Origin of the sequence: Variovorax sp. KK3 (assembly GCF_001984055.1) — a bacterium.
Classification (GTDB): domain Bacteria; phylum Pseudomonadota; class Gammaproteobacteria; order Burkholderiales; family Burkholderiaceae_C; genus Variovorax.
The window spans coordinates 18,389-37,971 of record NZ_LYVO01000008.1 but is presented as its reverse complement, the minus strand read 5'-3'; the positions used below and the strand labels follow the sequence as shown (position 1 = coordinate 37,971).

21 protein-coding genes are annotated in these 19,583 nt (G+C 69.1%); 5 read left to right on the top strand and 16 right to left on the bottom strand.

The genetic code is table 11. From position 1 onward, the window contains the following. Nucleotides 1-34 precede the first annotated feature (34 nt). The 7 genes from B0W80_RS05950 to B0W80_RS05920 form a co-directional block, all read right to left on the bottom strand. The gene (locus B0W80_RS05950; protein WP_256856499.1) at nucleotides 35-976 is read right to left on the bottom strand and encodes a dienelactone hydrolase family protein; all 942 of its coding nucleotides are present in this window, start codon (nucleotides 974-976) and stop codon (nucleotides 35-37) included. 49 nt (nucleotides 977-1,025) lie between these two features. Then, complete coding sequence (locus B0W80_RS05945; RefSeq protein ID WP_076998196.1) at nucleotides 1,026-2,300, bottom strand: MFS transporter; 1,275 nt, start codon at nucleotides 2,298-2,300, stop codon at nucleotides 1,026-1,028. 10 nt (nucleotides 2,301-2,310) lie between these two features. After that, on the bottom strand, nucleotides 2,311-2,856 hold the full coding sequence (locus tag B0W80_RS05940) for a hypothetical protein (protein ID WP_076998195.1): 546 nt from the start codon (nucleotides 2,854-2,856) through the stop codon (nucleotides 2,311-2,313). 84 nt (nucleotides 2,857-2,940) lie between these two features. Then, nucleotides 2,941-3,726, bottom strand: coding sequence for a hypothetical protein (locus tag B0W80_RS05935; RefSeq protein ID WP_076998194.1), 786 nt, complete (start codon nucleotides 3,724-3,726; stop codon nucleotides 2,941-2,943). 138 nt (nucleotides 3,727-3,864) lie between these two features. Beyond that, nucleotides 3,865-5,232 (bottom strand): sigma-54 dependent transcriptional regulator, encoded by a 1,368-nt coding sequence (locus B0W80_RS05930; RefSeq protein ID WP_076998193.1) that lies wholly within the window; start codon nucleotides 5,230-5,232, stop codon nucleotides 3,865-3,867. Beyond that, entirely contained in the window at nucleotides 5,217-6,671 is a 1,455-nt protein-coding gene (locus tag B0W80_RS05925) for a HAMP domain-containing sensor histidine kinase (protein WP_076998192.1), read from the bottom strand. Before B0W80_RS05925 ends, B0W80_RS05930 begins: the two co-directional genes overlap by 16 nt. A 112-nt stretch (nucleotides 6,672-6,783) precedes the next feature. Further along, nucleotides 6,784-7,137, bottom strand: coding sequence for a lysozyme inhibitor LprI family protein (locus tag B0W80_RS05920; RefSeq protein WP_076998268.1), 354 nt, complete (start codon nucleotides 7,135-7,137; stop codon nucleotides 6,784-6,786). Between the two features lie 180 nt (nucleotides 7,138-7,317). Between B0W80_RS05920 and B0W80_RS05915 the strand changes: the two genes are divergently transcribed. Next, nucleotides 7,318-8,064, top strand: a complete 747-nt coding sequence (locus tag B0W80_RS05915) for a glutathione S-transferase family protein (RefSeq protein WP_256856498.1) — start codon at nucleotides 7,318-7,320, stop codon at nucleotides 8,062-8,064. A 30-nt stretch (nucleotides 8,065-8,094) separates the two neighbouring features. Here B0W80_RS05915 and B0W80_RS05910 read toward each other — a convergent pair whose 3' ends face one another. The 8 genes from B0W80_RS05910 to B0W80_RS34735 are packed head-to-tail and all read right to left on the bottom strand — an operon-like array spanning nucleotide 8,095 to nucleotide 15,763. Then, nucleotides 8,095-9,069, bottom strand: coding sequence for a nitronate monooxygenase family protein (locus B0W80_RS05910; protein ID WP_076998191.1), 975 nt, complete (start codon nucleotides 9,067-9,069; stop codon nucleotides 8,095-8,097). A gap of 54 nt (nucleotides 9,070-9,123) precedes the next feature. Continuing rightward, on the bottom strand, nucleotides 9,124-10,674 hold the full coding sequence (locus B0W80_RS05905; RefSeq protein WP_076998190.1) for an AMP-binding protein: 1,551 nt from the start codon (nucleotides 10,672-10,674) through the stop codon (nucleotides 9,124-9,126). After that, entirely contained in the window at nucleotides 10,671-11,876 is a 1,206-nt protein-coding gene (locus tag B0W80_RS05900; RefSeq protein ID WP_076998189.1) for an ABC transporter substrate-binding protein, read from the bottom strand. The genes B0W80_RS05905 and B0W80_RS05900 overlap by 4 nt, the downstream gene beginning before the upstream one ends. Continuing rightward, complete coding sequence (locus B0W80_RS05895) at nucleotides 11,873-12,520, bottom strand: TetR/AcrR family transcriptional regulator (RefSeq protein ID WP_076998188.1); 648 nt, start codon at nucleotides 12,518-12,520, stop codon at nucleotides 11,873-11,875. Before B0W80_RS05895 ends, B0W80_RS05900 begins: the two co-directional genes overlap by 4 nt. Further along, entirely contained in the window at nucleotides 12,520-13,467 is a 948-nt protein-coding gene (locus B0W80_RS05890; RefSeq protein ID WP_076998187.1) for a branched-chain amino acid ABC transporter permease, read from the bottom strand. The genes B0W80_RS05895 and B0W80_RS05890 overlap by 1 nt, the downstream gene beginning before the upstream one ends. A 7-nt stretch (nucleotides 13,468-13,474) precedes the next feature. Beyond that, entirely contained in the window at nucleotides 13,475-14,344 is an 870-nt protein-coding gene (locus B0W80_RS05885; RefSeq protein ID WP_076998186.1) for a branched-chain amino acid ABC transporter permease, read from the bottom strand. Further along, nucleotides 14,344-15,084: an ABC transporter ATP-binding protein gene (locus tag B0W80_RS05880; RefSeq protein WP_076998185.1), complete on the bottom strand. Its 741-nt coding sequence runs from the start codon at nucleotides 15,082-15,084 to the stop codon at nucleotides 14,344-14,346. The genes B0W80_RS05885 and B0W80_RS05880 overlap by 1 nt, the downstream gene beginning before the upstream one ends. Before the next feature lie 22 nt (nucleotides 15,085-15,106). Next, complete coding sequence (locus B0W80_RS34735; RefSeq protein WP_076998184.1) at nucleotides 15,107-15,763, bottom strand: ABC transporter ATP-binding protein; 657 nt, start codon at nucleotides 15,761-15,763, stop codon at nucleotides 15,107-15,109. 161 nt (nucleotides 15,764-15,924) lie between these two features. Here B0W80_RS34735 and B0W80_RS35370 point away from each other — a divergent pair, with 161 nt between their 5' ends. From B0W80_RS35370 to B0W80_RS05860, 4 genes are all read left to right on the top strand, one after another. Further along, nucleotides 15,925-16,095 carry a hypothetical protein gene (locus B0W80_RS35370; RefSeq protein ID WP_179106841.1) on the top strand — a complete coding sequence of 57 codons (171 nt, stop codon included), beginning with the start codon at nucleotides 15,925-15,927 and terminating at the stop codon, nucleotides 16,093-16,095. A gap of 85 nt (nucleotides 16,096-16,180) precedes the next feature. Further along, complete coding sequence (locus tag B0W80_RS05870) at nucleotides 16,181-16,900, top strand: hypothetical protein (protein WP_076998183.1); 720 nt, start codon at nucleotides 16,181-16,183, stop codon at nucleotides 16,898-16,900. A gap of 109 nt (nucleotides 16,901-17,009) precedes the next feature. Then, entirely contained in the window at nucleotides 17,010-17,471 is a 462-nt protein-coding gene (locus tag B0W80_RS05865) for a beta/gamma crystallin domain-containing protein (protein ID WP_076998182.1), read from the top strand. A 55-nt stretch (nucleotides 17,472-17,526) separates the two neighbouring features. Then, nucleotides 17,527-18,306: a glycosyltransferase family A protein gene (locus tag B0W80_RS05860; RefSeq protein ID WP_076998181.1), complete on the top strand. Its 780-nt coding sequence runs from the start codon at nucleotides 17,527-17,529 to the stop codon at nucleotides 18,304-18,306. A gap of 33 nt (nucleotides 18,307-18,339) precedes the next feature. On the opposite strand, the gene B0W80_RS05855 is transcribed toward B0W80_RS05860, so the two are convergent. Continuing rightward, a complete protein-coding gene (locus tag B0W80_RS05855; RefSeq protein WP_076998180.1) occupies nucleotides 18,340-19,551 on the bottom strand; it encodes a S9 family peptidase in 1,212 nt (403 codons plus the stop codon). Nucleotides 19,552-19,583 lie beyond the last annotated feature (32 nt).

Genomic DNA, 19,583 nt, shown 5'->3' with positions numbered 1-19,583 from the left:
TGCAATCGCCTGCAGCGGCATGCGCCATCAACCATCACGTGCTTCCCAACCGCGCTTTCAGGAACGCCACCGTCCGCGACCAGGCCAGCTGCGCCGCCGCCGCGTCATAGCGCGGCGTCGTGTCGTTGTTGAACCCGTGCTGCGTGCCCGGGTACTGGTACGCCGTGAACTGCACGCCCGCGGCCTTCAACGCAGCCTCGTAGGCCGGCCATGCCGCATTGATGCGCTCGTCGACCTCGGCGCGCTGCACGAGCAGTTGCGCCTTGACCTTGGCCGCTTCCGTCGGCGCGGGCGTGTTGCCGTAGAAGGGCACGCCGGCATCGAGGTCCGGCAGACGGATCGACAGCTGGTGCACGATGCCGCCGCCGTAGCAGAAGCCGACCGCGCCGAGCTTGCCGTTCGCATCGGGCCGCGACCGGAGCCAGGCCGCGCCCGCCAGAAAATCCTGCAGAGCATGCGCCTGGTCGAGCTTGGCGAAGGCTTCGCGCGCCTTGTCTTCGTCGCCGGGGTAGCCGCCCAGCGGGCTCAGCGCATCGGGCGCGAAGGCCATGAATCCATCGAGGGCCAGGCGGCGCGCGATGTCTTCGATGTGCGGGTTGAGTCCGCGGTTCTCGTGGATGACGAGCACGGCCGGCAGGCGCCTGTCGCCGGTGCTCGCAGGGCGGGCCAGGTAGCCGCGCACCGTGCCGCTGCCGGAAGGCGACGGGTAGCTCACGCGCTCGGTCTTGAGGTTCGCGTCGTTGGGCGGCACGTGCTGCCCCGCGGCGAAATTGGGGCTCAGCGCGGCCAGCAAAGCCGTGGCCGTCATGCCGGCCTTGGCGAACTTCTGCGCCTGTCCCAGGAAGCCCCGGCGGTCCAGGTCGCCATGCACGTAGGCATCGAAAAGAATCAGCAGTTCCTGGTCGAAGTCCTGGGCGGTAAGACGTGGCGGCATGGCGGTCGCGACCTTTTGCAGAGTGAAGGGGTGGGCCAGCATAGCCGCTGGTCCGCGTTCGTGCTGGCGAGCCGGCGCGTGTCCGGCCTTTTCACATGCTTGTCACTTTGCCAATGACCGTCCTGGGTTGTGCATGCGGCCTCGAAAGCGGCACGTTGTCGGCGAAAAGGCGCTGCGACATCCAGAAGATCGGCAGCGCCAGCACCGCCGCCGCGGCCAGCACCACGAACGCGATGCCGAAATGCTGGCCCGCGCCCACCACGGCATTCGCGATGCCCGGGCTCAGCGCGGCGCCGATGCCCTGCAGCGTCATGACGAAACCCAGCGCCGTGTTGAAGCGCCCACTGCCGCGTGTGAAGCGCTGCACCAGCAGCGGCGTCGCCACGCCGAGCGCGCCGGCAGCAAGGCCGTCGAGGATCTGCACCGGGATGTTGTTCCACTCGCTCGCGAAGGCATAGGCCAGCGCACCGCGCACCGGCAGCACCAGGATGGCGGCGTAGACGAACCAGGCCACGTCGAAGCGACGGCTGCGCGCCACCCACAACGCGACCGGAATCATCGTGAGCTGCGCCACGACGATGGCGATGCCGGTCCACAGCAGCGGCGCCGAATCGGCCACGGTGGCGGCGAGCCGCTGATTGAGCAGAGGCAGCATTGCCGCGTTGCCGAGATGGAAGAAGGCGCAGGCCAGCGCGAAGAGCAGCAGCGGCTTGTTGCGCAACAGAACTCGGATCGGCTCATGGCCGTGTGCATCGGCAGCGGGCGCAGGCCCGTCCTGCGGCTCGCTGCCGCGCGCGGCTTCGTGATCGATGTCGGACGCGCGAATGGCCCACAAGGACAGCAAGGCACCCACCGTCATGCCGCCCATCACGGCCAGCATCCACGGCGCGCCGAACAGATGCGCGACCAGCCCCGCGCCGATGGCCGAGATCATGTTGCCCGCGTGGCTGAAAGCCTCGTTGCGGCCGGTCTGCCGCTTGAAGCCGGCCGACCGGGCCAGCCCCAGGGTCAGGCCTGCCATGGTGGCCGCGAGCACCGCACCGGCCACGCCGGTGACGAGCTGCGATGCGACCAGCATCGGTGCCGACAGCGTGGTGAAGGCGATCGCGCTCGCGCCGAGCACGGCCACGGCGGCAGCCACCGTCATCGCGCGCTTGGCGCTGGATCGGTCGACCCAGGCACCCGCGAAAGGCGTCATGGCCACGGCGGCCAGGCCGCCCGCGGTCATGGTGTAGCCGATGAGCTCCTGCTGCACCTTGCTTTCCTGCAGCCAGGTCGCGAGAAAGGGGCCCAGCCCGTCGCGCACGTCGGCCATGAAGAAGGCCAGCCAGCTCAACGCCAGCAGAGAGCTCGATCGGCCGCGCATCGCCGTCGCCTCAGTGGGCCGGCGCAACCGGCTTGCCGTTGACGCTGCGCGCCTCGATCACCCGGCCGGTGCTGGTGACCAGCGGCCGGGCGGCGCCTTCGGCCTTCACCTTGTCGCCGATCTTGAGGCCGAGCCTGTCGAGCCCCTCGGGGCGGGTGTGGATGAAGTCGCCGTTGTCGAGCACCACTCCGTTGGCGGCGCCGTGCTTCGCATAGTTGAAGCGGACCACGGTGCCCGCGGCCTCTTCGTGTGGCCGCACGGTTGCGGGCTCCTTGCCGTCGACCGAGGCGAGGCGCTCGAAGGCATAGACGGTGTGCGCGGGCTCGCCCTTGGGCGACGGCCCTGCTTCGATGCCTTCGACCACCAGCGTCTGGCCGGCGCGAAGGCCGGTGAACTGCTCGGCGACGGACGGGTCGTGCGGGTCGATCACGAACTGCGTGGAAATGCCGTCGGTGTCGATCAGCACGCCTTCGACGGCGCCCTTGGGGCTGTAGATCAGGTGCTGGAAGCGGCCTTCGACGGACCAGACGGGGATGGCTTCGTGGGGATGTGGCATGGGGGACTTTCTTGTTCGATGCAAAGAAGAGGCGGATGAAGAAATGGCAAAGAAGAAATGGATCAGCAGATGAACGAGGGGCGATCAGGAAGCCGGCGGCGGCGGCAGCGGGCGTTCGGCGCGCGGCATGCGCGGGCCATGCGGACGGCGCGGCGGCGGCGGCTCCACGCCGGGCCCGGCGAACAGCTCGCGCATGCCGTCGGCCGTGGCGCCGAGCGCGGTGGCTTCGAGCGCGCTGCCCTGCGCGCCGCGGCTGCCCCAGCCCTTGGCGTGGAGCGTGCTGCCCGGCTGCAAGGTGGACGCGAGCTGCATGCCGACGTGCGGCGGAAAGCGAACGATGGTGCCGCTGTCGAGCACCACGCCGTTGGCGTCGCCGCGGTCGGTGTAGAGCACGCGCTCCACCCGCCCGCTGGCGCTCATGGCCGTGAGTGCGCGCGGGTCGCGCGGCGGCGGCGGACGGGTTCCGATGGCGGGCGGCTGGTCGATCACGCTGCGGTTGCTGGCCGTCGCGGTGAGCGTTTCGGCGCGCACCACCGGCACGTTGGCTGCGCGCCATCCGTTGACCTGCACGCTGTCGCCGGGCTTCAGCACTTGCAGCACGGACGCCGACAGGTGCGGCGGAAACGCGACCTGCGTGCCATCTGCAAGCAGCAGCCCGTCGACCTCGCCGTTGGGATTGAGCAGCCAGCGCTGGATGCGGCCGGTGATGACGGGTGTGGCGGCCGATGGCTCGCCGGCCGCGACAGGCTCTGCAGGCGCCGGACCTCCAGGCGGTGCCAGCGGTGGCGGTGGTGGCGGCATCTGCGCGAAGGCGCTGGCGCCCACGAGCACGAGGGCAGCGAAGGCGGCGGGACGGTAGTTCAGTGGCATGGTGCACTCCAGTTGGGATGCACCACACCACTCAAGCGACGTGCCAACGCGTGCGGCCTTTGAAATCAACGACTTGCGTCGATCGGTGCCCGCGCGGTGGATGAAGGCGGGACAGTTCGGTGTCCGCTTTGCGGACGTTCAGGCCAGCCCGTATTGCTCGAGCTTGCGATAGAGCAGCTGGCGATGAATACCGAGCCGGCGCGCGGCCTCGGCCCGGTTGCCTTGAGTGGCGGCCAGCGCGTGCGCGATGAGCAGGCGCTCCAGCCGCTCGACCGCGGCCGGCAGCTCGGCATCGAGCCAGTCGCCCGGCAGCGCGCCGCCTTCGCGCGACGCCGACGCATCGTCCGCGGCACCCAGGTCGTCGACCAGATCGGCCGCACCGATCACGCGATGCCGTACCAGCGCCTGGCAGCGCGCCATCACGTTGCGCAACTCGCGCACGTTGCCGGGCCACGTATGGCGAAGCAGTTGCTGTGCGGCCGATGCCGACAAGGCCTTGGGTGCATCGCCAGGCACTGCAGCGCGGCGCAGGAAGTGCTCGGCCAGCGGAATGATGTCGGCCAGGCGGTTGCGCAGCGGCGGCACGTGGATCGCCAGCACGTTGAGCCGATAGAACAGGTCTTCGCGAAAGCTGCCGTCACGCACTGCCGCAGCCAGGTCGCGGTGCGTGGCGGCGATGACGCGCACGTCGACCTTCACCGTCTTGTGGCTGCCCAGCGGCGTGACCTCGCCTTCCTGCAGCGCGCGCAGGATCTTGGCCTGCACGTGCAGCGCCATGTCGCCGATCTCGTCGAGCAGCAGCACGCCGCGGTCGGCCGCACGAAAGCAGCCGGGCCGGTCGGTGGTGGCGCCCGTGAACGCGCCGCGCACGTGGCCGAAGAGTTCGCTTTCGAGCAGTTCCTTGGGGATGGCGGCGCAGTTGACTGCCACGAAGGGCGCGTCCGCACGGGCCGAGTGGCGGTGCAGCGCACGCGCCACCATTTCCTTGCCGGTGCCGGTTTCACCGAGTACGAGCACGGGAGCGCTGCTCGCCGCCGCCAGGCCGATGCGCTTGTGCACGTCGCGCATGGCGTCGCTCGGACCGACGAGTTCGTCGTCGTCGGCATCGGGGTCGGCGCCGTGGCCCGACGCTGCGGCCGGCGCCTCGGCGTGCAGCGCTCGATCCAGCACTTCGATCACCGCGTCGCGGCGGATCGGCTTCGCCAGGTGGTCGAAGGCGCCCAGGCGCATCGCCTCGATCGTGTTACCGCCACTCGCATAAGCCGTCAGCACGATCACGGGCGGCAGCCGCGCGGACCGGGCCCTCATGGCCGCCAGCGTTTGCAAGCCGTCCATGCCCGGCATGCGGTGGTCGAGAAACACGGCATGGAAGCGCGCGCCCTGCAGCGCCGCGAGCGCGTCGGCGCCGCTGGCGGCTTCCACCGAGGTGTGGCCGAGGCTATGCAAGGTCTCGGCGAGCGTCTCGCGAAACGCGTCGTCGTCGTCGACGATCAGGAGATGCGCCATGGCAGTTCCAGTTCGAATCGGGTGCCGGGCTTCAGCGCCACGTGGCGCAGCTCGCCACCATGGCTCAGAGCGACCTCGCGCGCGAGCGCCAGGCCGAGCCCGGTGCCGTCGGCCCGGCCGGTGGCGAAAGGCTCGAACAACTGCGGCACCAAGGCATCCGGAACGCCCGGGCCGTCGTCGTCGACATGCAGGATCAGCGACTGCCCCTCGGCCGCCATGGCTTCGAGCGTGACACAGCCGCCGGCCGGCGCGTGGCGCACGGCGTTGTCGAGCAGGTTGTCGACGGCGCGGGCCAGGTGCACCGGATCGAACAGCGCCTGCGCCGCGCCGCCGTGCCGCACGTCGACCGCGACGGACTTCTCGGCCGCACGCGGCGCGATGGCCTGGCGGCGCTCGTCGAGCCACTGCGCCAGTGCGACGCGCTGCGGTGCCAGCACCACCGGCTGCACGAGCGCCAGCAGGCTCTGCACCAGGCCTTCGAGCCGATCGATCTGCCCGACGATGGCGTGCAGCGCGTCGCCATGCCGCTCGGGCGCAGCGGCCAGCGCGTTCTCGGCCTTCAGCCGCATCGCCGCGATCGGGTTGCGGATCTCGTGCGCGATGCCACCGGTCATGCGGCCCAGGGCCGCCAGGCGCTGGTCGCGGCTGCGCTGCTGCGCCGCGGCACGCAGGCCGGTGCGCGCCTCTTCGAAGCGCAGGCGGTAGTGGTTGAAGCTGTCGACGATGCGGTCGAGCTCGCGCACGCCGGTGCGTTCGAGCCGCGGCACCGCATCGCCCTCGGCCTGTACCAGGCGCGCCTCCAGTTGCTGGACATGCCGCAGCCCGCGCCGCAGGATTAGCCCGAGCCAAAGGCCCGAGGCCAGCACCATGGCCGTGAGCACGCCCAGGCCGATGCGCAGGGTGTTCTGGGCGGCGAGCGCGCCGGCATGCGTGCGCGTCATCGTCCAGGCGGCGAGGTCCTGGCCCGGGGCCGCCAGCGGGCATGACGAGACGATCAGCGCCTCGCGGCTGCCGCGCACCACGTCGGTCTGCAAGAGCTGCGTGCGTGCCGCGCGCTGCGCCAGCTCCACGATCAGCGGCTGCTCTGCAGCCGGAATGTCGCGCTTGACGCTGCTGCCTTCGTAGGTGGGATAGGCATAGGCGATCAGGCCGCCCGAGGCCTGCCAGACACCGCCTTCGACATGCGGCGCCTCGATCAGCACCAGCTGCAGCAACACCTGCAGAAGATCGATCTGCGGTGCGCCGGGCGCCGGGTCGGACACCGACTTCGCGTAGCGCGTGGCGATGGCGCGGCACGATTGCTCCGCCACCGCCTGGCCATCGGCCACTTGCGCGCCCGCGCTGCTGCGGTACAGCGTCACCATGACCACCGCCAACGTCGCGCAGACGCCGAGCATCAGCACCCAGAAAAAAACCAGTTGGCCGCGCAGAGATCGCACCAGAACCCCCGTGTGACGAGGGCCGCAGCATAGCCGGGCCGATCTGCGTTCAAGCTGACGCGGGCGCTGCTTTGGCTCTTTGCCTACGCCCGGTCGGGATGGGCTTACCGGCTTACTGCTTGAGCCGCTCCAGTTCGGCAGCCCGCGCCGCCGTGCTGGTCAGCACGCAATCGTTGGCCTCCACGCGCGCCAGCGTGCCGCCGTCGGGGTCGAGGTAGAAGGCGCAGTTGGCGTCGCGGTACTTGATCCACGCGCGCTGCGCATCGCGAAGCTGCGTCTGCCGTGCCGGCACCACCGACGACATGAGCGCCTTGTACGCGGCGTTGAGCTTGGCGTCCTGCCGCTGCACCTCGGCGCCGATGCAGTCGATCATGCCGGCCGTCACGCCGCCGGCCTTGTCCATGCAGGCACTGTATTGCTTGCTTAGTGCGGGGTCGGCGGCATTGGCGGCGTGCGTGAAGGCCATGAGACAGGCGATGACGGGACCTGCGGCACAGGCGCGGACGCGCGGGTTTGCAAAGTTCAGAAGGTTCATTCGGTTGGAGTGCGTAGATGCTTGAAGGACGGACGGCCCGAGACCGTTGCGACCGTCGATCGCCACCGCCAATGATGCCAGCCGCACGTTGCGCGCGCCTTGTCTTGTGGGATGACTCCGACCTCTCGTGTCGTCCCACGACTGCTGTTCGGCATCGGCATGACGCGCTACGGTGTCGACCAGGCCAATTCAACGAAATTCAACGAAGACGACCACATGCTGAAGCTCTACGGTTTCTCCAAAGTCAACGCCGGTGCCCGCGGCCACACGCGCGACCTGCGCGTGCTGTGGGCGCTCGAGGAAATGCAGTTTCCCTACGAGCTGGCGGGCATGGACCATCCGGCGCACGACCTGAGCACCGAGGCCTATCGCCGGCTCAGCCCCTTCGAGCAGATTCCGTCGATCGACGACGACGGGCTGGTGGTGTCGGAATCCGGCGCGATTCTCATCTACCTGGCGAAGAAGTCCGGCCGGCTGATCCCGTCCGGCCACGCCGACGAGGTGCAGGTGATGCGCTGGAGCTTCGCCGCGATGAACACCGTCGAGCCGCCGGTGCTCGGCCTGATGGTGCTGGACTGGACTGCCGACGGCAGCTGCGGCAAACACCGCGAGTTCCTCGTCGGCTGGGTGCATCGGGTGCTGGGCAACCTGGAACGCTGGCTCGCCGGCCGCGAGTTCGTGGCGACGGCGGAGTTCACCGTCGCCGACATCCTGATGGCGCACGTGCTCACGGGCGTCAGGAACGAGCAGCTGATGGCCCCGTACCCGGGCGTCGCCGCGTACCGCGACAGGTGCTTCGCCCGCCCCGCCTGGAAGCGCACCATCGACGCCTACTGCGCGCGGGTCGAAGCGGGATAGTCATCGCCCGCTGGCGCCCGCGTCGGCGCGCTAGGCCGCCAGCGCGCCGAGCCGGCTCCGGATGATCGACTGCGCCTGCTCCACGATGCGCCTCACCAGCTCACCGGCGGTGGGAACGTCGTCGATCAAGCCAGCCACCATGCCGCAGCTCCAGGCGCCGGCATTCATGTCGCCCTGGTACATCACCTTGGGATAGACACCCGCGACTTCCGGTGCGATGTCGCTGAACTGGATCTTGTCGCCGATCTCGCGCTCCTTGACGAGCAGGCGCTCCACCGCCTCGTTGGTCAGGACGCGCTCCGTGTTGCGCAGCGGGCGCAGCACCAGGCGCGTGTCGAGTTCCGACGCCTTGACGATCGCGTCCTTGACGTTCTGGTGAACCGGCGCCTCCTGCGTGGCGAGGAAGCGGGTGCCCATGTTGATGCCGTCCGCGCCCAGTGCCATGGCGGCCACCAGCGAGCGGCCGTCCGCCATGCCGCCGGAAGCGATGAAGGGCACCTTGAGCTCCTGCGCCGCCCTGGGCAGCAGGATGAAGTTGGGAATGTCGTCTTCGCCCGGATGGCCACCGCATTCGAAGCCGTCGACGCTCACCGCGTCGCAGCCGATGCGTTCGGCCTTGAGCGCGTGCCGGATCGACGTGCACTTGTGGATGACCTTCACGCCTGCGTCATGCAAGGCGGGCAGCACGCGCTCCGGGTTGTTGCCGGCGGTCTCCACGGCCTTGACGCCGCCTTCGATGATGGCGCGCACGTAGCCCGGGTAGTCGGGCTGGCGGACGCTCGGAAGAAAGGTGAGGTTCACGCCGAAGGGCTTGTCGGTCATCTCGCGGCAACGCCGGATTTCCTCGGCCAGCTTCTCGGGCGTCGGCAGCGTGAGCGCGGTGATGATGCCCAGCCCTCCTGCGTTGGACACGGCCGCGGCCAGCGGCGCCAGGCCCACGCAGTGCATGCCGCCTTGCACGATCGGGTATTGGATGCCGAAGAGTTCTGTGATTCGGGTCTTCATGATGAGGTGGAGGTGGAGAGTTGAAGTTGAAGAAGGGCTCGGGACGTCGATCGGTCAAGCGGGCGCGGCTGCAGCCTTGCGCGCCAGGAAGGCTTCGCGAACGCGGCGCTTGTAGACCTTGCCGGTGTCTTCACGCGGCAGGCTGCTTTCGACGGTGACGAACTTCGGCACCTTGTAGCCCGCCATGTGTTCGCGCACGAACGCACGCACGGCCTGCGCATCGACGTGCTCGCCATCGGCGTCGGGCACGACGGCCGCGACCAGCGCCTCGCCCCACTCCTCGTCGGGCACGCCGAACACGGCGCAGTCGGCCAGGCCTGGCATGCGGCTCAGCACCGCTTCGATCTCAGCCGCGTAGATGTTCACGCCGCCGGAGATGACCATGTCCGACTGCCGGCCCGAGATGAAGAGATAGCCGTCGTCGTCGACGTAGCCCAGGTCGCCGACCGTGACGAGCCCGTTCCGTTCGATCCGCGCGCGCGCCTCGGCGTTGTTGATGTAGGTGAAGTCGGGCGAGGCGGGCTGGCGGCCGTAGATGACGCCGACTTCGCCGGCCGGCTGCGCCGCGCCATGTTCGTCGAGGATGCGGATCACCGCATCGCCGACCGCGCGCCCCACCGATCCGGGCTTGCGCAGCCACTCCTCGGCCGTGATGAAGGTGAGGTAGCCCGTTTCGCTCGAAGCGTAGGCCTCGTGGATGACGGGCCCGAGCCATTCGATCATCGCGTGCTTGACGCTCGCCGGGCACGGCGAGCCGGTCGATGCCACGAACTGCACCGAACGCAGGTCGTACCCGACGCGGCGCTCGCGCGGCAGCGCCAGCAGCCGCTGGTACATGGTGGGCACCAGGTACAGGTGGGTGATGCGCTCCTGGCTGATCAGCTGCAGAAGCCGCTCGGCATCGAAGCGGGGTTCGAGCCACAGGCGCGCGCCCGCACGAGCGCATGCGGCCACGTAGTTGCCGGGTGCGCTGTGGTACAGCGGGGCCGCCAACAGGCAGCGCGCCTGCGCGGTCACGCCGAGCACCTGGGTGGCGAGCTTGGCCGCTGCTGCGGCAAGCGCCTCGGCCTCTGGTTCCGGCAGCGGAATGCGGACCACGCCTTTGGGACGACCGCTGACGCCCGAGGTGTAGGGCATCAGCCCCTTCGGACGCTTGGGCGCCACCCTGCTGGCCGGAAGCCGCGCGATCCAGCCGTCCCATTCGGGCATGCCATCGGGCAGGTCGATCGCGTCCGGCAGCCCGTACATGCGGCGGGTCGACGCGCGCGGCCGGACCGCGATCACGGGCAGCGACGGAGGCAGCGCGTCCTGCACCTGGGCGATGAGGTCGGCATGTATCACGAGCAACTTGGCCCGCGAGTCCGCCAGCACCCAGGCCGCCTCTTCGCCCTTGAAATGCCAGTTCAGGCCGCACCAGTAGGCGCCCAGATGGCCGGCCGCGAGGATGGCCTCGATGGCCTCGGGTTCGTTGCGCAGCATGACGGCCACGACGTCGCCTTCGCCGACGCCGAGGGCGGCGAAGCCCGAGGCCGCTTTCAACGCGTGTTCACGCACCGTTGTCGCCGCGCTTTCTTCGCCGGCGAAGACCAGATGTGGGTAGCTCATACCGAGATGGCCTTGCCGAACGGAATCCAGGCATTGCCGTCGAAGCGCTGCAGCCACAGGTGGCCGTAGAGCTCGTGGTCCTTGTCGCTCGTCGTCAACGTGATGCCCGGCATCAGCAGCGGCGTGGTCAGGCCCGAGAGGCTGCTCGCCTGCTTCATGATGTTCTCGCGCGTCAGGTCGTCGCCGCAGCGGCGCAGCACGGCCTCGAGGATCTGCGCGGCGGTGTAGCCGCCACCCACCAACGAATCGCTGGGGTCGGCTTCGGGCAGCCATTTCTTGAGGAACTCGCGAAGCCCGACGACCCCGGCATCCTTGTCGAACTGCGGATCGGAAACCGGCTTGTTGTAGATGGCCGTGATCGCGCCCTTGCCGGCATCCGCACCTGCCGGCCGCATGATGGCCGACAGCGACGAACTGCCGAGCGGCAGGATCACCTGCGGCTTCCAGCCGATGTCGTGCGCCTTCTTCATCGACTGCACGGTGAACTTGCCGTTGGACAACGAGATGAACACGGTGGCGCCGCTGCCCTTGAGGCTGACCACCTGCGAATCGACCGACGCATCCGTCGTTTCGTAGGTGCTCACGACGAGCATCTCCTGCGCCGTGGCGCCCAGGCCGGCCTTGATGCCGGCCATGTAGTCGCGGCCGAAGTCGTCGTTCTGCATGAGCACCGCGACCTTGGCCGTCGGCATGTTGTCGAGGATCCACCGCGCGTAGACCTTGCCTTCTGCGTGGTACGTCGGCTGGCCAGAGATGGTGAACGGAGCGGTGCTCACGTCGGTCCACTTGCTGGCACCGCTGAAGATCAGCAGCTGCGGGATCTTCTTGCCGTTGAGGTAGCGGTAGGTGGCGTTGTTGGTGGCGGTGCCCACGGTCTCGAAGATGAAGGACACCTCGTCCTGCTCGACGAGCCGGCGCGTCAGTTCGAGCGCCTTGCCCGGGTTGTAGCCATCGTCGTACTGGATCAGCTTGATGCGGCGGCCGTTGATGCCGCCTTCGGCATTCAGCTTGGCGAAGTAGGCCTGCGACGTCTTGCCGAGCGTGCCGAGGATCGAGACGGGGCCGCTGAAGGGCATCGTCGATCCGATCTTGATTTCGGTGTCGGTCACGCCGGGGCCGTAGCGCTTCTGGGCCAGGGCCGGCAACGGTGTCGCCATCGAAGCCAGCGCGCCGAGCAGCAGCGTGCGTCGGTCGAGTGTCATGGGGTCTCCTTGATCGGTTTGGAAGCGGAGTCGCGCGCAAGCTCTGCGTCGGCCCGGAGGCCCATGAACAGCCAGCGCATGGTGGAGCGGTAGGCATCGCGCACGCTGTCCGTGCTCTTGAACTTGCCTGCGATGTAGAGCACGCACACGCCATGGGCGGCCGACCACAGCGAATGCGTGACTTGCTCGGTGTCGTCCGGCGCGAGCCCGGCGGCGATCAGGTCCTCGGACTGCCGCGTGAGGATCGCCTTGGCGCGTGCGCTCTGGTAGGCCAGCTCGGGGTACTGGTCTTCCTCGGGCTGCACCAGGTCGAAGATGAGACGGTAGGCGTCCGGCTCGTCGAGCGCGAAGCCCAGGTACGCCTTGCCGATGGCGCGGGCGCGCGCGGTCGGCGTCGTGCCGCTCGCGAACGCGGTCTCGATGGTGTCGGAGAAGCGCGAGAAGGCCGCGGCGCGCACGGTCGCGAGAATCTCGGCCTTGTCCTTGAAGTAGCGGTACGGCGCCATGGGGCTGATGCCCAGCTCCGCGGCCAGGTCGCGCATGCTCACGCCGTTGGCGCCGCGCTCGACGAAGAGGCGCTCGCTGCCGCGGCAGATGAGCTCGCGCATCGTCTCGCGCTCTTGAGGTGTCTTGGCGCGCGGCATCAGCGGCTCCCTTGGCGCACGGGCAGACGCATCAAGCCGGCGATGCCGCGCGGCTGCAGGAACACGACGAGCAGGATCGCCACGCCGAACACGGCCCACGGTGCAGCGGTGGAGATGCGGTCCGCCAGCGACGGAACGAACTGCACGAACAGCGCGCCGATCCACGGGCCGAGCATCGTGCCGAGCCCGCCCACCACCAGCCCCGCGACCATGGTCAGCGAGAGGAACAGCGTGAAGCTGTCCGGCGTGACGAGTTGGACGTTGAGCGCATAGAGGCCACCGCCCACGCAAGCGCATACCGCGCTCAGCACGAAGGCCATGGCCTTGCTGCGCGCGACGTCGATGCCGCAGGCTGCAGCGGCCACGGTGTGGTCGCTCAGTGCGCGAAGCTCGAGGCCCAGCCTGCCGCGTGCCAGCCGCCGCACCGCAAGGACGACGACGACGGCCAGTGCCAGCGCCACCCAGTACATCCAGGCATCCTGGTCGACCCAGGCCTCCAGCCACGCCGGCGGCGACGGACGATCGAGCTGCAGCCCCTGCGCACCACCGGTCCAGCGCTCGACCATGGCGTTGCGGGCCAGTTGCGGCACGGCCAGCGCGATGGCGAAGGTGGCCAGTGCCAGGTAGGTGTGCTCGAGGCGAAGGATGGGCTTGCCGATCACGTAGGCGATCACCGCGCCGAAGCCGCATGCCAGCGGCAGAGCGACCCACCAGGGCAGCCCGGCGCCGATCAGCATCGCGGTGGCGTAGGCGCCGATGGCGAAGAAGGCGCCGTGTCCCAGCGAGGGTTGGCCGGCCATGCCGGTCAGCACGTTGAGCCCGACCAGCGCGATGCCCAGGCCAAGCGTCTGCGTCAGCTGAAAGGTCAGGAAGGCGGGCAGGAAGAGCGGCAGCACTGCGGCCACGAGTGCCACGGCCAGGATCGATCGGTTGGAGGTGGTGTTCATGGCTTCTTCAGACTCGCTTTGCACTGGGTCGGCCCAGCAGCCCGTCGGGACGCCACACCAGGATGCCGACGATGAGCACCATCGCGACGGTGAGCTTGAGCTGCGTGCCGACCACATAGGCGCCGAGCAGGTTCTCGAGCACGCCCAACGCGAGCCCGCCGAGCACCGCGCCGGGCACGCTCTGGATGCCGCCCATCAAGGCCGCGGCGAATCCGTAGATGAGCACGCCGCTCATCATGTGGGGGTCGAGGTAGAGCTGCGGCGCGACCATCATTCCGGCGACCCCGCCCATCGCGGCGGCCAGCCCCCAGCCGAAGGCGGCCATGGCCTTGGTCGAGATGCCGTTCAGGCGCGCCGAGCTCGGGTTCTGCGCCGCGGCGCGAATCGCCAGGCCCACGGACGTGAAGCGGAAGAAGGCCCAGAGCAAGACCAGCAAGGCCGCCGTGACCGCGGTGACGCCCAGCTGGTGGCCCGAGATCAGCCCGCCCGCCAGCGCGCCGCTCGGGAAGGGGCTCGGAAACTCGCGCACGTCGTGTCCCCAGACATAACCGGTGAGGCTGTGGATGACCATGAACAGCCCGATGAATGCGGCCACGGTGGCCATCGGCGATGCGGCACCCAGCCGCCCGATCACCCATCGCTCCAGGCTCGCGGCGAACACGAACGCCGCCGCGATGGTCAACGCGAAGGTCATCCAGTAGGGCACGCCGGCCTGCAGGAGCGTCCAGGCGACGTATGTCGTCAAGGTCGCCATCTCGCCTTGCGCGAAGTTGACGTGGCTGGTCGTGCGGTAGACGATGACCAGCGCCAAGCCGATCAGCGCATAGGCGCAGCCGGTGGTGAGCCCGGCCACGATCTGGTTGACGAGTGCTTCCATCAGTGGGCTCCCAGGTAGGCGTCGCGCAGTGCGGCGCTGTCGCGCAGCTGGGCGGCCGGGCCGCTGACGGCGACCGCGCCGGTGCGAAGCACGTAGGCGTCGTCGGCCAGGGCCAGCGCGATCTCGATGTTCTGTTCGACGAGCAGGATGCCCATGCTGGCCTCCTGCTGCAGGCGTCGCAGAAGACGCATGATTTCAGCAGCCACGCGCGGCGCCAGGCCGAACGAGGGCTCGTCGAGCAGCAGCACCTGCGGCTTCGCCATCAACGCACGGCCGATCGCGAGCATCTGCTGCTCGCCGCCCGACAGGCTGCCGGCGCGCTGCTTGCGACGCTCGGCCAGGCGCGGCAGCCAGCCGTAGATGCGCTCCATCGCTTCCGCCGCGCCGCCCTTGTCGCTTCTCGCGAAGCAGCCGACGCGCAGGTTCTCCTCGACGCTCAGGTCGATGAAGGTGCCGCGGCCTTCAGGCACGTGCGCGACACCCAGGCGCGCGATCTGCTCGGTGCGCAGGCCCGCGATGTTCTTGCGCCCCAACGCAATCGACCCCGTGGACTGGACCATGCCGCAGATGGCGCGCATCAGCGTGGACTTGCCGGCGCCGTTCGCACCCAGCAAGGCGGTGATGCGACCCTCGTTGATCTCGATCGACACGTCGCGCACCACGGCGGGCCCGCCGTAGCCGGCAGTCACGCCGCCGACCGCGAGCAGCGGTGTCGAGTTCGCTTCAGTGGCAGGTGTCATCGCCGGCTCCGAAGTAAGCGGCCTACACCGCCGCGTCGGCGCGCACCTCGTCGGGTGCACCGGCGGCGATCAACTTGCCGAAGTCCAGAACGAAGAGCTGTTCGCACAACGACATCACGAGGCCCATGTCGTGTTCCACCAGCAGCACGGCACCGCCGCGATTCCGAAACTCGCGCATGCGTTCGGAGAACTCGGCGATCTCGCTGCCGGTGAGCCCTGCGGCGGGCTCGTCCAGCAACAGCAACTGCGGGTTCGAGACCGTGGCACGCGCCATCTCGACACGCTTGCGGGTGCCGAGCGACAGCACGCCGACGGGCTCGTCGGCGATCGCACTCAAGCCGAAGGCATCGAGCGCAGCATCGACGGCAGCGCGCAACTCCGCGTCGCCGTGCGCATGAATCGCACCGCAGGTCACGTTCTCGCGCACCGACAGCTTCTGGAACAGCGCCAGGTTCTGGAAGGTGCGCGCCAGGCCGGCGCGCGCACGCCTGAACTGCGGCCAGCGCGAGACCTCTTCGCCGCGCCACCGGATGTGGCCTGCCGTGGGAACGATCGTCCCGGTGATCGCATTGATGGCCGTCGACTTGCCGGCGCCGTTGGGGCCGATCAAGCCATAGATGCGGCCTGGTTCGATGGTGAGCGACACATCGGTGAGCGCGTGGACGCCGCCGAATGTCATGCCCAGTTGATGTATCTCAAGCACGTGTGCAACCACCTCTTCTGCCCCGTTCGAAGCCGCTTGCGCGGTGATGTTCGGGATGATTGAGAACCCGTGATCGGCTCTATTGCGTACAGTGTACGCAACATAGGGGGCGGCGATTCGAGGGTTTACCCGCCCTCTTGTTTCGACTGGTTGGTCGGCCACGCTCCCGGCTGCGGCGCGTCGCCACCGCCGGCGTGCTCGGCGACTACAAGAGCGCGGGCAAGGGCGTGGGCGAGTTGCGCATCGAAGGTTCCGGCGGCCTGCGCTTCGACCAGGCGGCGGCGGACGGCGAGCACGGCGGCGGCTGACTTCGGTTCGCGCCGTCCGCCCGGATCGACGCGCGCCCTGTCTCTGGCATGCTGCGCACATCCTTCGCTTCGACTCCGCACCGCATTGCGCAACGCCATCGACTTCAGTTCCTGGTCCGGCCTGCTCTCGACACTGCTCGGCCTCGCCGTGGTGTCGCTGGTCGCGGTTGGCATCCGGCTGCTGTTCATGCAGACGGTGCAGCGGCGCCGCGAGCGCGAGAACCGTCAGATCAACGAGCGGCTGAAGACCTTGATCGCGGCCTACAAGGTGCTCGGTGGGTCGTTCACCGGCAACCTCAGCGTCGACCCGACCCACCTGCGCGACCATCGCCAGCGGCAGGCGGGAGGCATCGCCGGTGCATCCGAGTCCGCATCGGAACGTCGCCGCCGCATTCGCGACGCCGTGGAGGCCGCGTTGTCCGATGTGATCCTGCTCGGCACCGAAGAGCAGGTTCGGCTCGCCGCGCAGGCCGCGGCGGAATTGGTCGCGGGGCGATCGGTGGAGGTCGCGGCACTGGTCACGTCGCTTCGGAGCTTCATCCGCCACGCGCTCGATCTCGATGCGATTCCGTCAGGGCTCCCCATTCCATCGCAGGGCCCGCTGCGCATCGCTGCGGGATCGCCATCGCGCCGTGGTGGCGGCGGTGATCGCGAGGGCGCCGGCGGAGGGTCCGGTCGCGGAGGTGGCGGCGGTGGAGGTGGCGCGCAGAGCGCCGCGGGCATGGGTGCGGGAATGGGCGCGGGTATGGGTCTGGCCGGGGGCCACGCCATCGACCCCGATCATGCCGAGCCGCCTGTACGTTGAGCCCCCGGCTGTAGGAACAGCCTTCGCCACAGCCGCGCGATCGGCGGACCGGCGCGGCGGTGATGGCATGCTGAACTCGATCGCTCGATTCACAGCTCACCGAACTCTCATGAACCCAAGCCACGCCAAGAACCGTCTCCTGCTTTCCCTCGGCCTCGCCGCCACGCTGGCACTCGGCGCCTGCGGCACGACGTCGAAGTCGTCATCGCCGGCGCCCGTCGCGACCAACCAGCCCGACCCGACGATCCTGCTGGTGCCGGTGCAGATCAACGACCCGGCCCTGCAGTCCGGCTGCTGGGCGCAGTTCTATTCGAAGCGCAACTTCGAAGGCGACATGATGACGCTGGTGGGTCCGTCGCAGATCATGAGCATGGACAACGGCACGGCGCGGCAGCTCAAGCGCGAGATCGACAGCGTGCGCGTCGGACCCCGCGCAACGCTGCAGGTCTACGAACACGCCATGTTCCGCGACCGGACCGTCAGCTTCCCGGCCAACAGCCGCGAGGGCGGGCTGATCACCAAGCTGGGCTTCGGCGGGCGCATCGAAGCCATGAAGCTCAGTTGTAGCTGAGCACCACGCGCTGTGGAGCCGGCGCGGGCAGAATGACAGCAACCCGCGCCACTCCATGCCCACGCCCCTGGTCACCATCGTCACCGCACATGCAGGCAACCCTTTGCTCCAGCGATGCGTCGAATCGGTACGCAACCAGGACTACGACAACATCCAGCACCTGGTCGTCGCCGACGGCCCGGCCACCTGGGCGCATGCGCGCGCGGTGCTGAATGCGGTCGGCAAAGTCGACAACGACATCGACAGGCACCGCGTCGACTTGATCGAACTGCCCTATTCCATCGGCAAGGACCGATGGAACGGGCATCGCATCTACGGTGCCGGAACCTACATCGCCGACGGCGATTACCTGGTGTTCCTGGACGACGACAACTCACTCGAGCCCGGCCATGTGCGGCAGTGTCTGGCCACGTGCGCCGCCGGCCACGCCTGGGCCTATTCGCTGCGCAACATCGTCGATGCACAGCACCGCTTTCTGTGCCGCGACGACTGCGAGAGCCTGGGCAAGTGGCCCAGCGTGCTGCACCCGAGCGATCTGTTCATCGACGTCAACTGCTACTTCCTGCCCAAGCTGCTGGCCGTGCAGGTGTCGCCGCTCTGGTATCGCAAGTTTCGCGAGCCGGGCCAGCCCGAGGTCGACCGCGTGATCGCGCATGCGCTGCGGCAGCTGGCGCCGAGCTACGACTGCACCTACGAGTACTCGGTCAACTACCTGGTCGGCAGCACGCCGCTGTCGGTGCAGCCCGACTTCTTCATCCGAGGCAACGCGGAGATGCTGCGGCGCTTCGACGGTCGGCTGCCGTGGGCGCGAGACGCAGGGGCCGCTGCCGGATAGTCTCGGCCCGCCCGGCGGCCATCGCGGCGAAGGTCAACCGAGCTGCTCATCGAGCCAGTCCAGCACACGCTGATTGAGCAGCGACCGGTTCTGCATTTCGCAATGCCCGCCCGCGCCTTCCGCCGCGGTGAAGCGCAGCAGCTTCTTCGGGCACCCCAGCGCATCGAAGAGCGCCGGCGCCGACTGGCCGAAGCTGTCGCCCTCCGCGACAGTGACGAGCGTGGGGCAGCGGATCGACTCGAGCCGGCCGTCGAGCGTGAACTGCTCGGCCGCGGCCAGGTACTCGCGCAGCGAACCGACGCCATGCACCCAGTAGCCGCGCTGCATCACGGCCCAGCGCAGCCTGCGGTCGGCCGCGACCACGCGCTCGAGCTTGTCCAGCCATGGCTGCGGCAAGTCGCCCAGATGCGCGGCGAGTTCGGGCGGCACGCCCATCTGCACCGCCGCGTTGCGAAAGCCCGACGCCACGCTCCACAAGCCGGGGTCGCAGATGCAGGCGGCCAGCCGGTGCTCGCCGGAAGCGGCGCGCGGTGCGAGGTAGCCGCCCAGGCTCCAGCCGCTCAAGGCGATGCGGCCGACATCGACGATGTCGAAGCCGATCGCGTGGTCCACCACGGCGCGCACCACGGTTTCCCAATCGGGGCGCATGCGCAGCCCCTGCTCGTAGAGCGCGCCGCCCTGGCCGGGGCCATCGAACACCAGGCAGTGGTAGCCGCGCCGCGTGGCCGCCACCGCGCTCGCGAAGTACATGTCGCTCAGCGTGCCGTCGTAGCCGTTGGTGAGGATCAGCAGCGGCCGCCGCTCGCTCGCGCGGCCCTCGGCCGGCAGCAGAAAGCCGGGCAAGGTGGTGCCTTCGAAAGGAATGCGCAGCGGCAGGGCCGGCTCGGGCCCCATCGCCAGTGCGCGCGCGAGGTAGTCGGTCTGGCGCCGGAACGACTGCAGCAGCCTGGCGTCGACAGGCTCGCCGTACAGCGGGTGGTAGGACGCCGCATGGAAGCAGCTGGCGCGGAGGAAGAGACCTCGTGCGCTGGCGACATGCCCGTGCGCGAGCGCAGCTTCGGCCTGCACCGCGAGGCGCTCGGCCGCTTCGGACCAGGCCGCGTGAAAGGCATCGTCGCTGCCGCCGGCATCGGCGACGGCACGGCCCACGGCCGCGATCTCGCCATGGTCGGCGCCTCCGTAAGGAATGAAGCCGAGCGGCCAGGAGCCGAACTCGTCGTGCAGGTGATCCGTGAAAAGGGGCATGGCGCGCTCCGGTGTTGCGATGTCCCCGGATG

What these genes read in the sequence shown, in the direction of transcription:
- B0W80_RS05855 (WP_076998180.1), bottom strand. Translation starts at nt 19,551, where the DNA reads ATGCCCCTTTTCACGGATCACCTGCACGACGAGTTCGGCTCCTGGCCG.
- B0W80_RS05900 (WP_076998189.1), bottom strand. Translation starts at nt 11,876, where the DNA reads ATGACACTCGACCGACGCACGCTGCTGCTCGGCGCGCTGGCTTCGATG.
- B0W80_RS05890 (WP_076998187.1), bottom strand. Translation starts at nt 13,467, where the DNA reads ATGAACACCACCTCCAACCGATCGATCCTGGCCGTGGCACTCGTGGCC.
- B0W80_RS05935 (WP_076998194.1), bottom strand. Translation starts at nt 3,726, where the DNA reads ATGCCACTGAACTACCGTCCCGCCGCCTTCGCTGCCCTCGTGCTCGTG.
- B0W80_RS05940 (WP_076998195.1), bottom strand. Translation starts at nt 2,856, where the DNA reads ATGCCACATCCCCACGAAGCCATCCCCGTCTGGTCCGTCGAAGGCCGC.
- B0W80_RS05880 (WP_076998185.1), bottom strand. Translation starts at nt 15,084, where the DNA reads ATGACACCTGCCACTGAAGCGAACTCGACACCGCTGCTCGCGGTCGGC.
- B0W80_RS05885 (WP_076998186.1), bottom strand. Translation starts at nt 14,344, where the DNA reads ATGGAAGCACTCGTCAACCAGATCGTGGCCGGGCTCACCACCGGCTGC.
- B0W80_RS34735 (WP_076998184.1), bottom strand. Translation starts at nt 15,763, where the DNA reads ATGACATTCGGCGGCGTCCACGCGCTCACCGATGTGTCGCTCACCATC.
- B0W80_RS05920 (WP_076998268.1), bottom strand. Translation starts at nt 7,137, where the DNA reads ATGGCCTTCACGCACGCCGCCAATGCCGCCGACCCCGCACTAAGCAAG.
- B0W80_RS05865 (WP_076998182.1), top strand. Translation starts at nt 17,010, where the DNA reads ATGAACCCAAGCCACGCCAAGAACCGTCTCCTGCTTTCCCTCGGCCTC.
- B0W80_RS05950 (WP_256856499.1), bottom strand. Translation starts at nt 976, where the DNA reads ATGCTGGCCCACCCCTTCACTCTGCAAAAGGTCGCGACCGCCATGCCG.
- B0W80_RS05910 (WP_076998191.1), bottom strand. Translation starts at nt 9,069, where the DNA reads ATGAAGACCCGAATCACAGAACTCTTCGGCATCCAATACCCGATCGTG.
- B0W80_RS05930 (WP_076998193.1), bottom strand. Translation starts at nt 5,232, where the DNA reads ATGGCGCATCTCCTGATCGTCGACGACGACGACGCGTTTCGCGAGACG.
- B0W80_RS05860 (WP_076998181.1), top strand. Translation starts at nt 17,527, where the DNA reads ATGCCCACGCCCCTGGTCACCATCGTCACCGCACATGCAGGCAACCCT.
- B0W80_RS05905 (WP_076998190.1), bottom strand. Translation starts at nt 10,674, where the DNA reads ATGAGCTACCCACATCTGGTCTTCGCCGGCGAAGAAAGCGCGGCGACA.
- B0W80_RS05895 (WP_076998188.1), bottom strand. Translation starts at nt 12,520, where the DNA reads ATGCCGCGCGCCAAGACACCTCAAGAGCGCGAGACGATGCGCGAGCTC.
- B0W80_RS05915 (WP_256856498.1), top strand. Translation starts at nt 7,318, where the DNA reads ATGACTCCGACCTCTCGTGTCGTCCCACGACTGCTGTTCGGCATCGGC.
- B0W80_RS05945 (WP_076998196.1), bottom strand. Translation starts at nt 2,300, where the DNA reads ATGCGCGGCCGATCGAGCTCTCTGCTGGCGTTGAGCTGGCTGGCCTTC.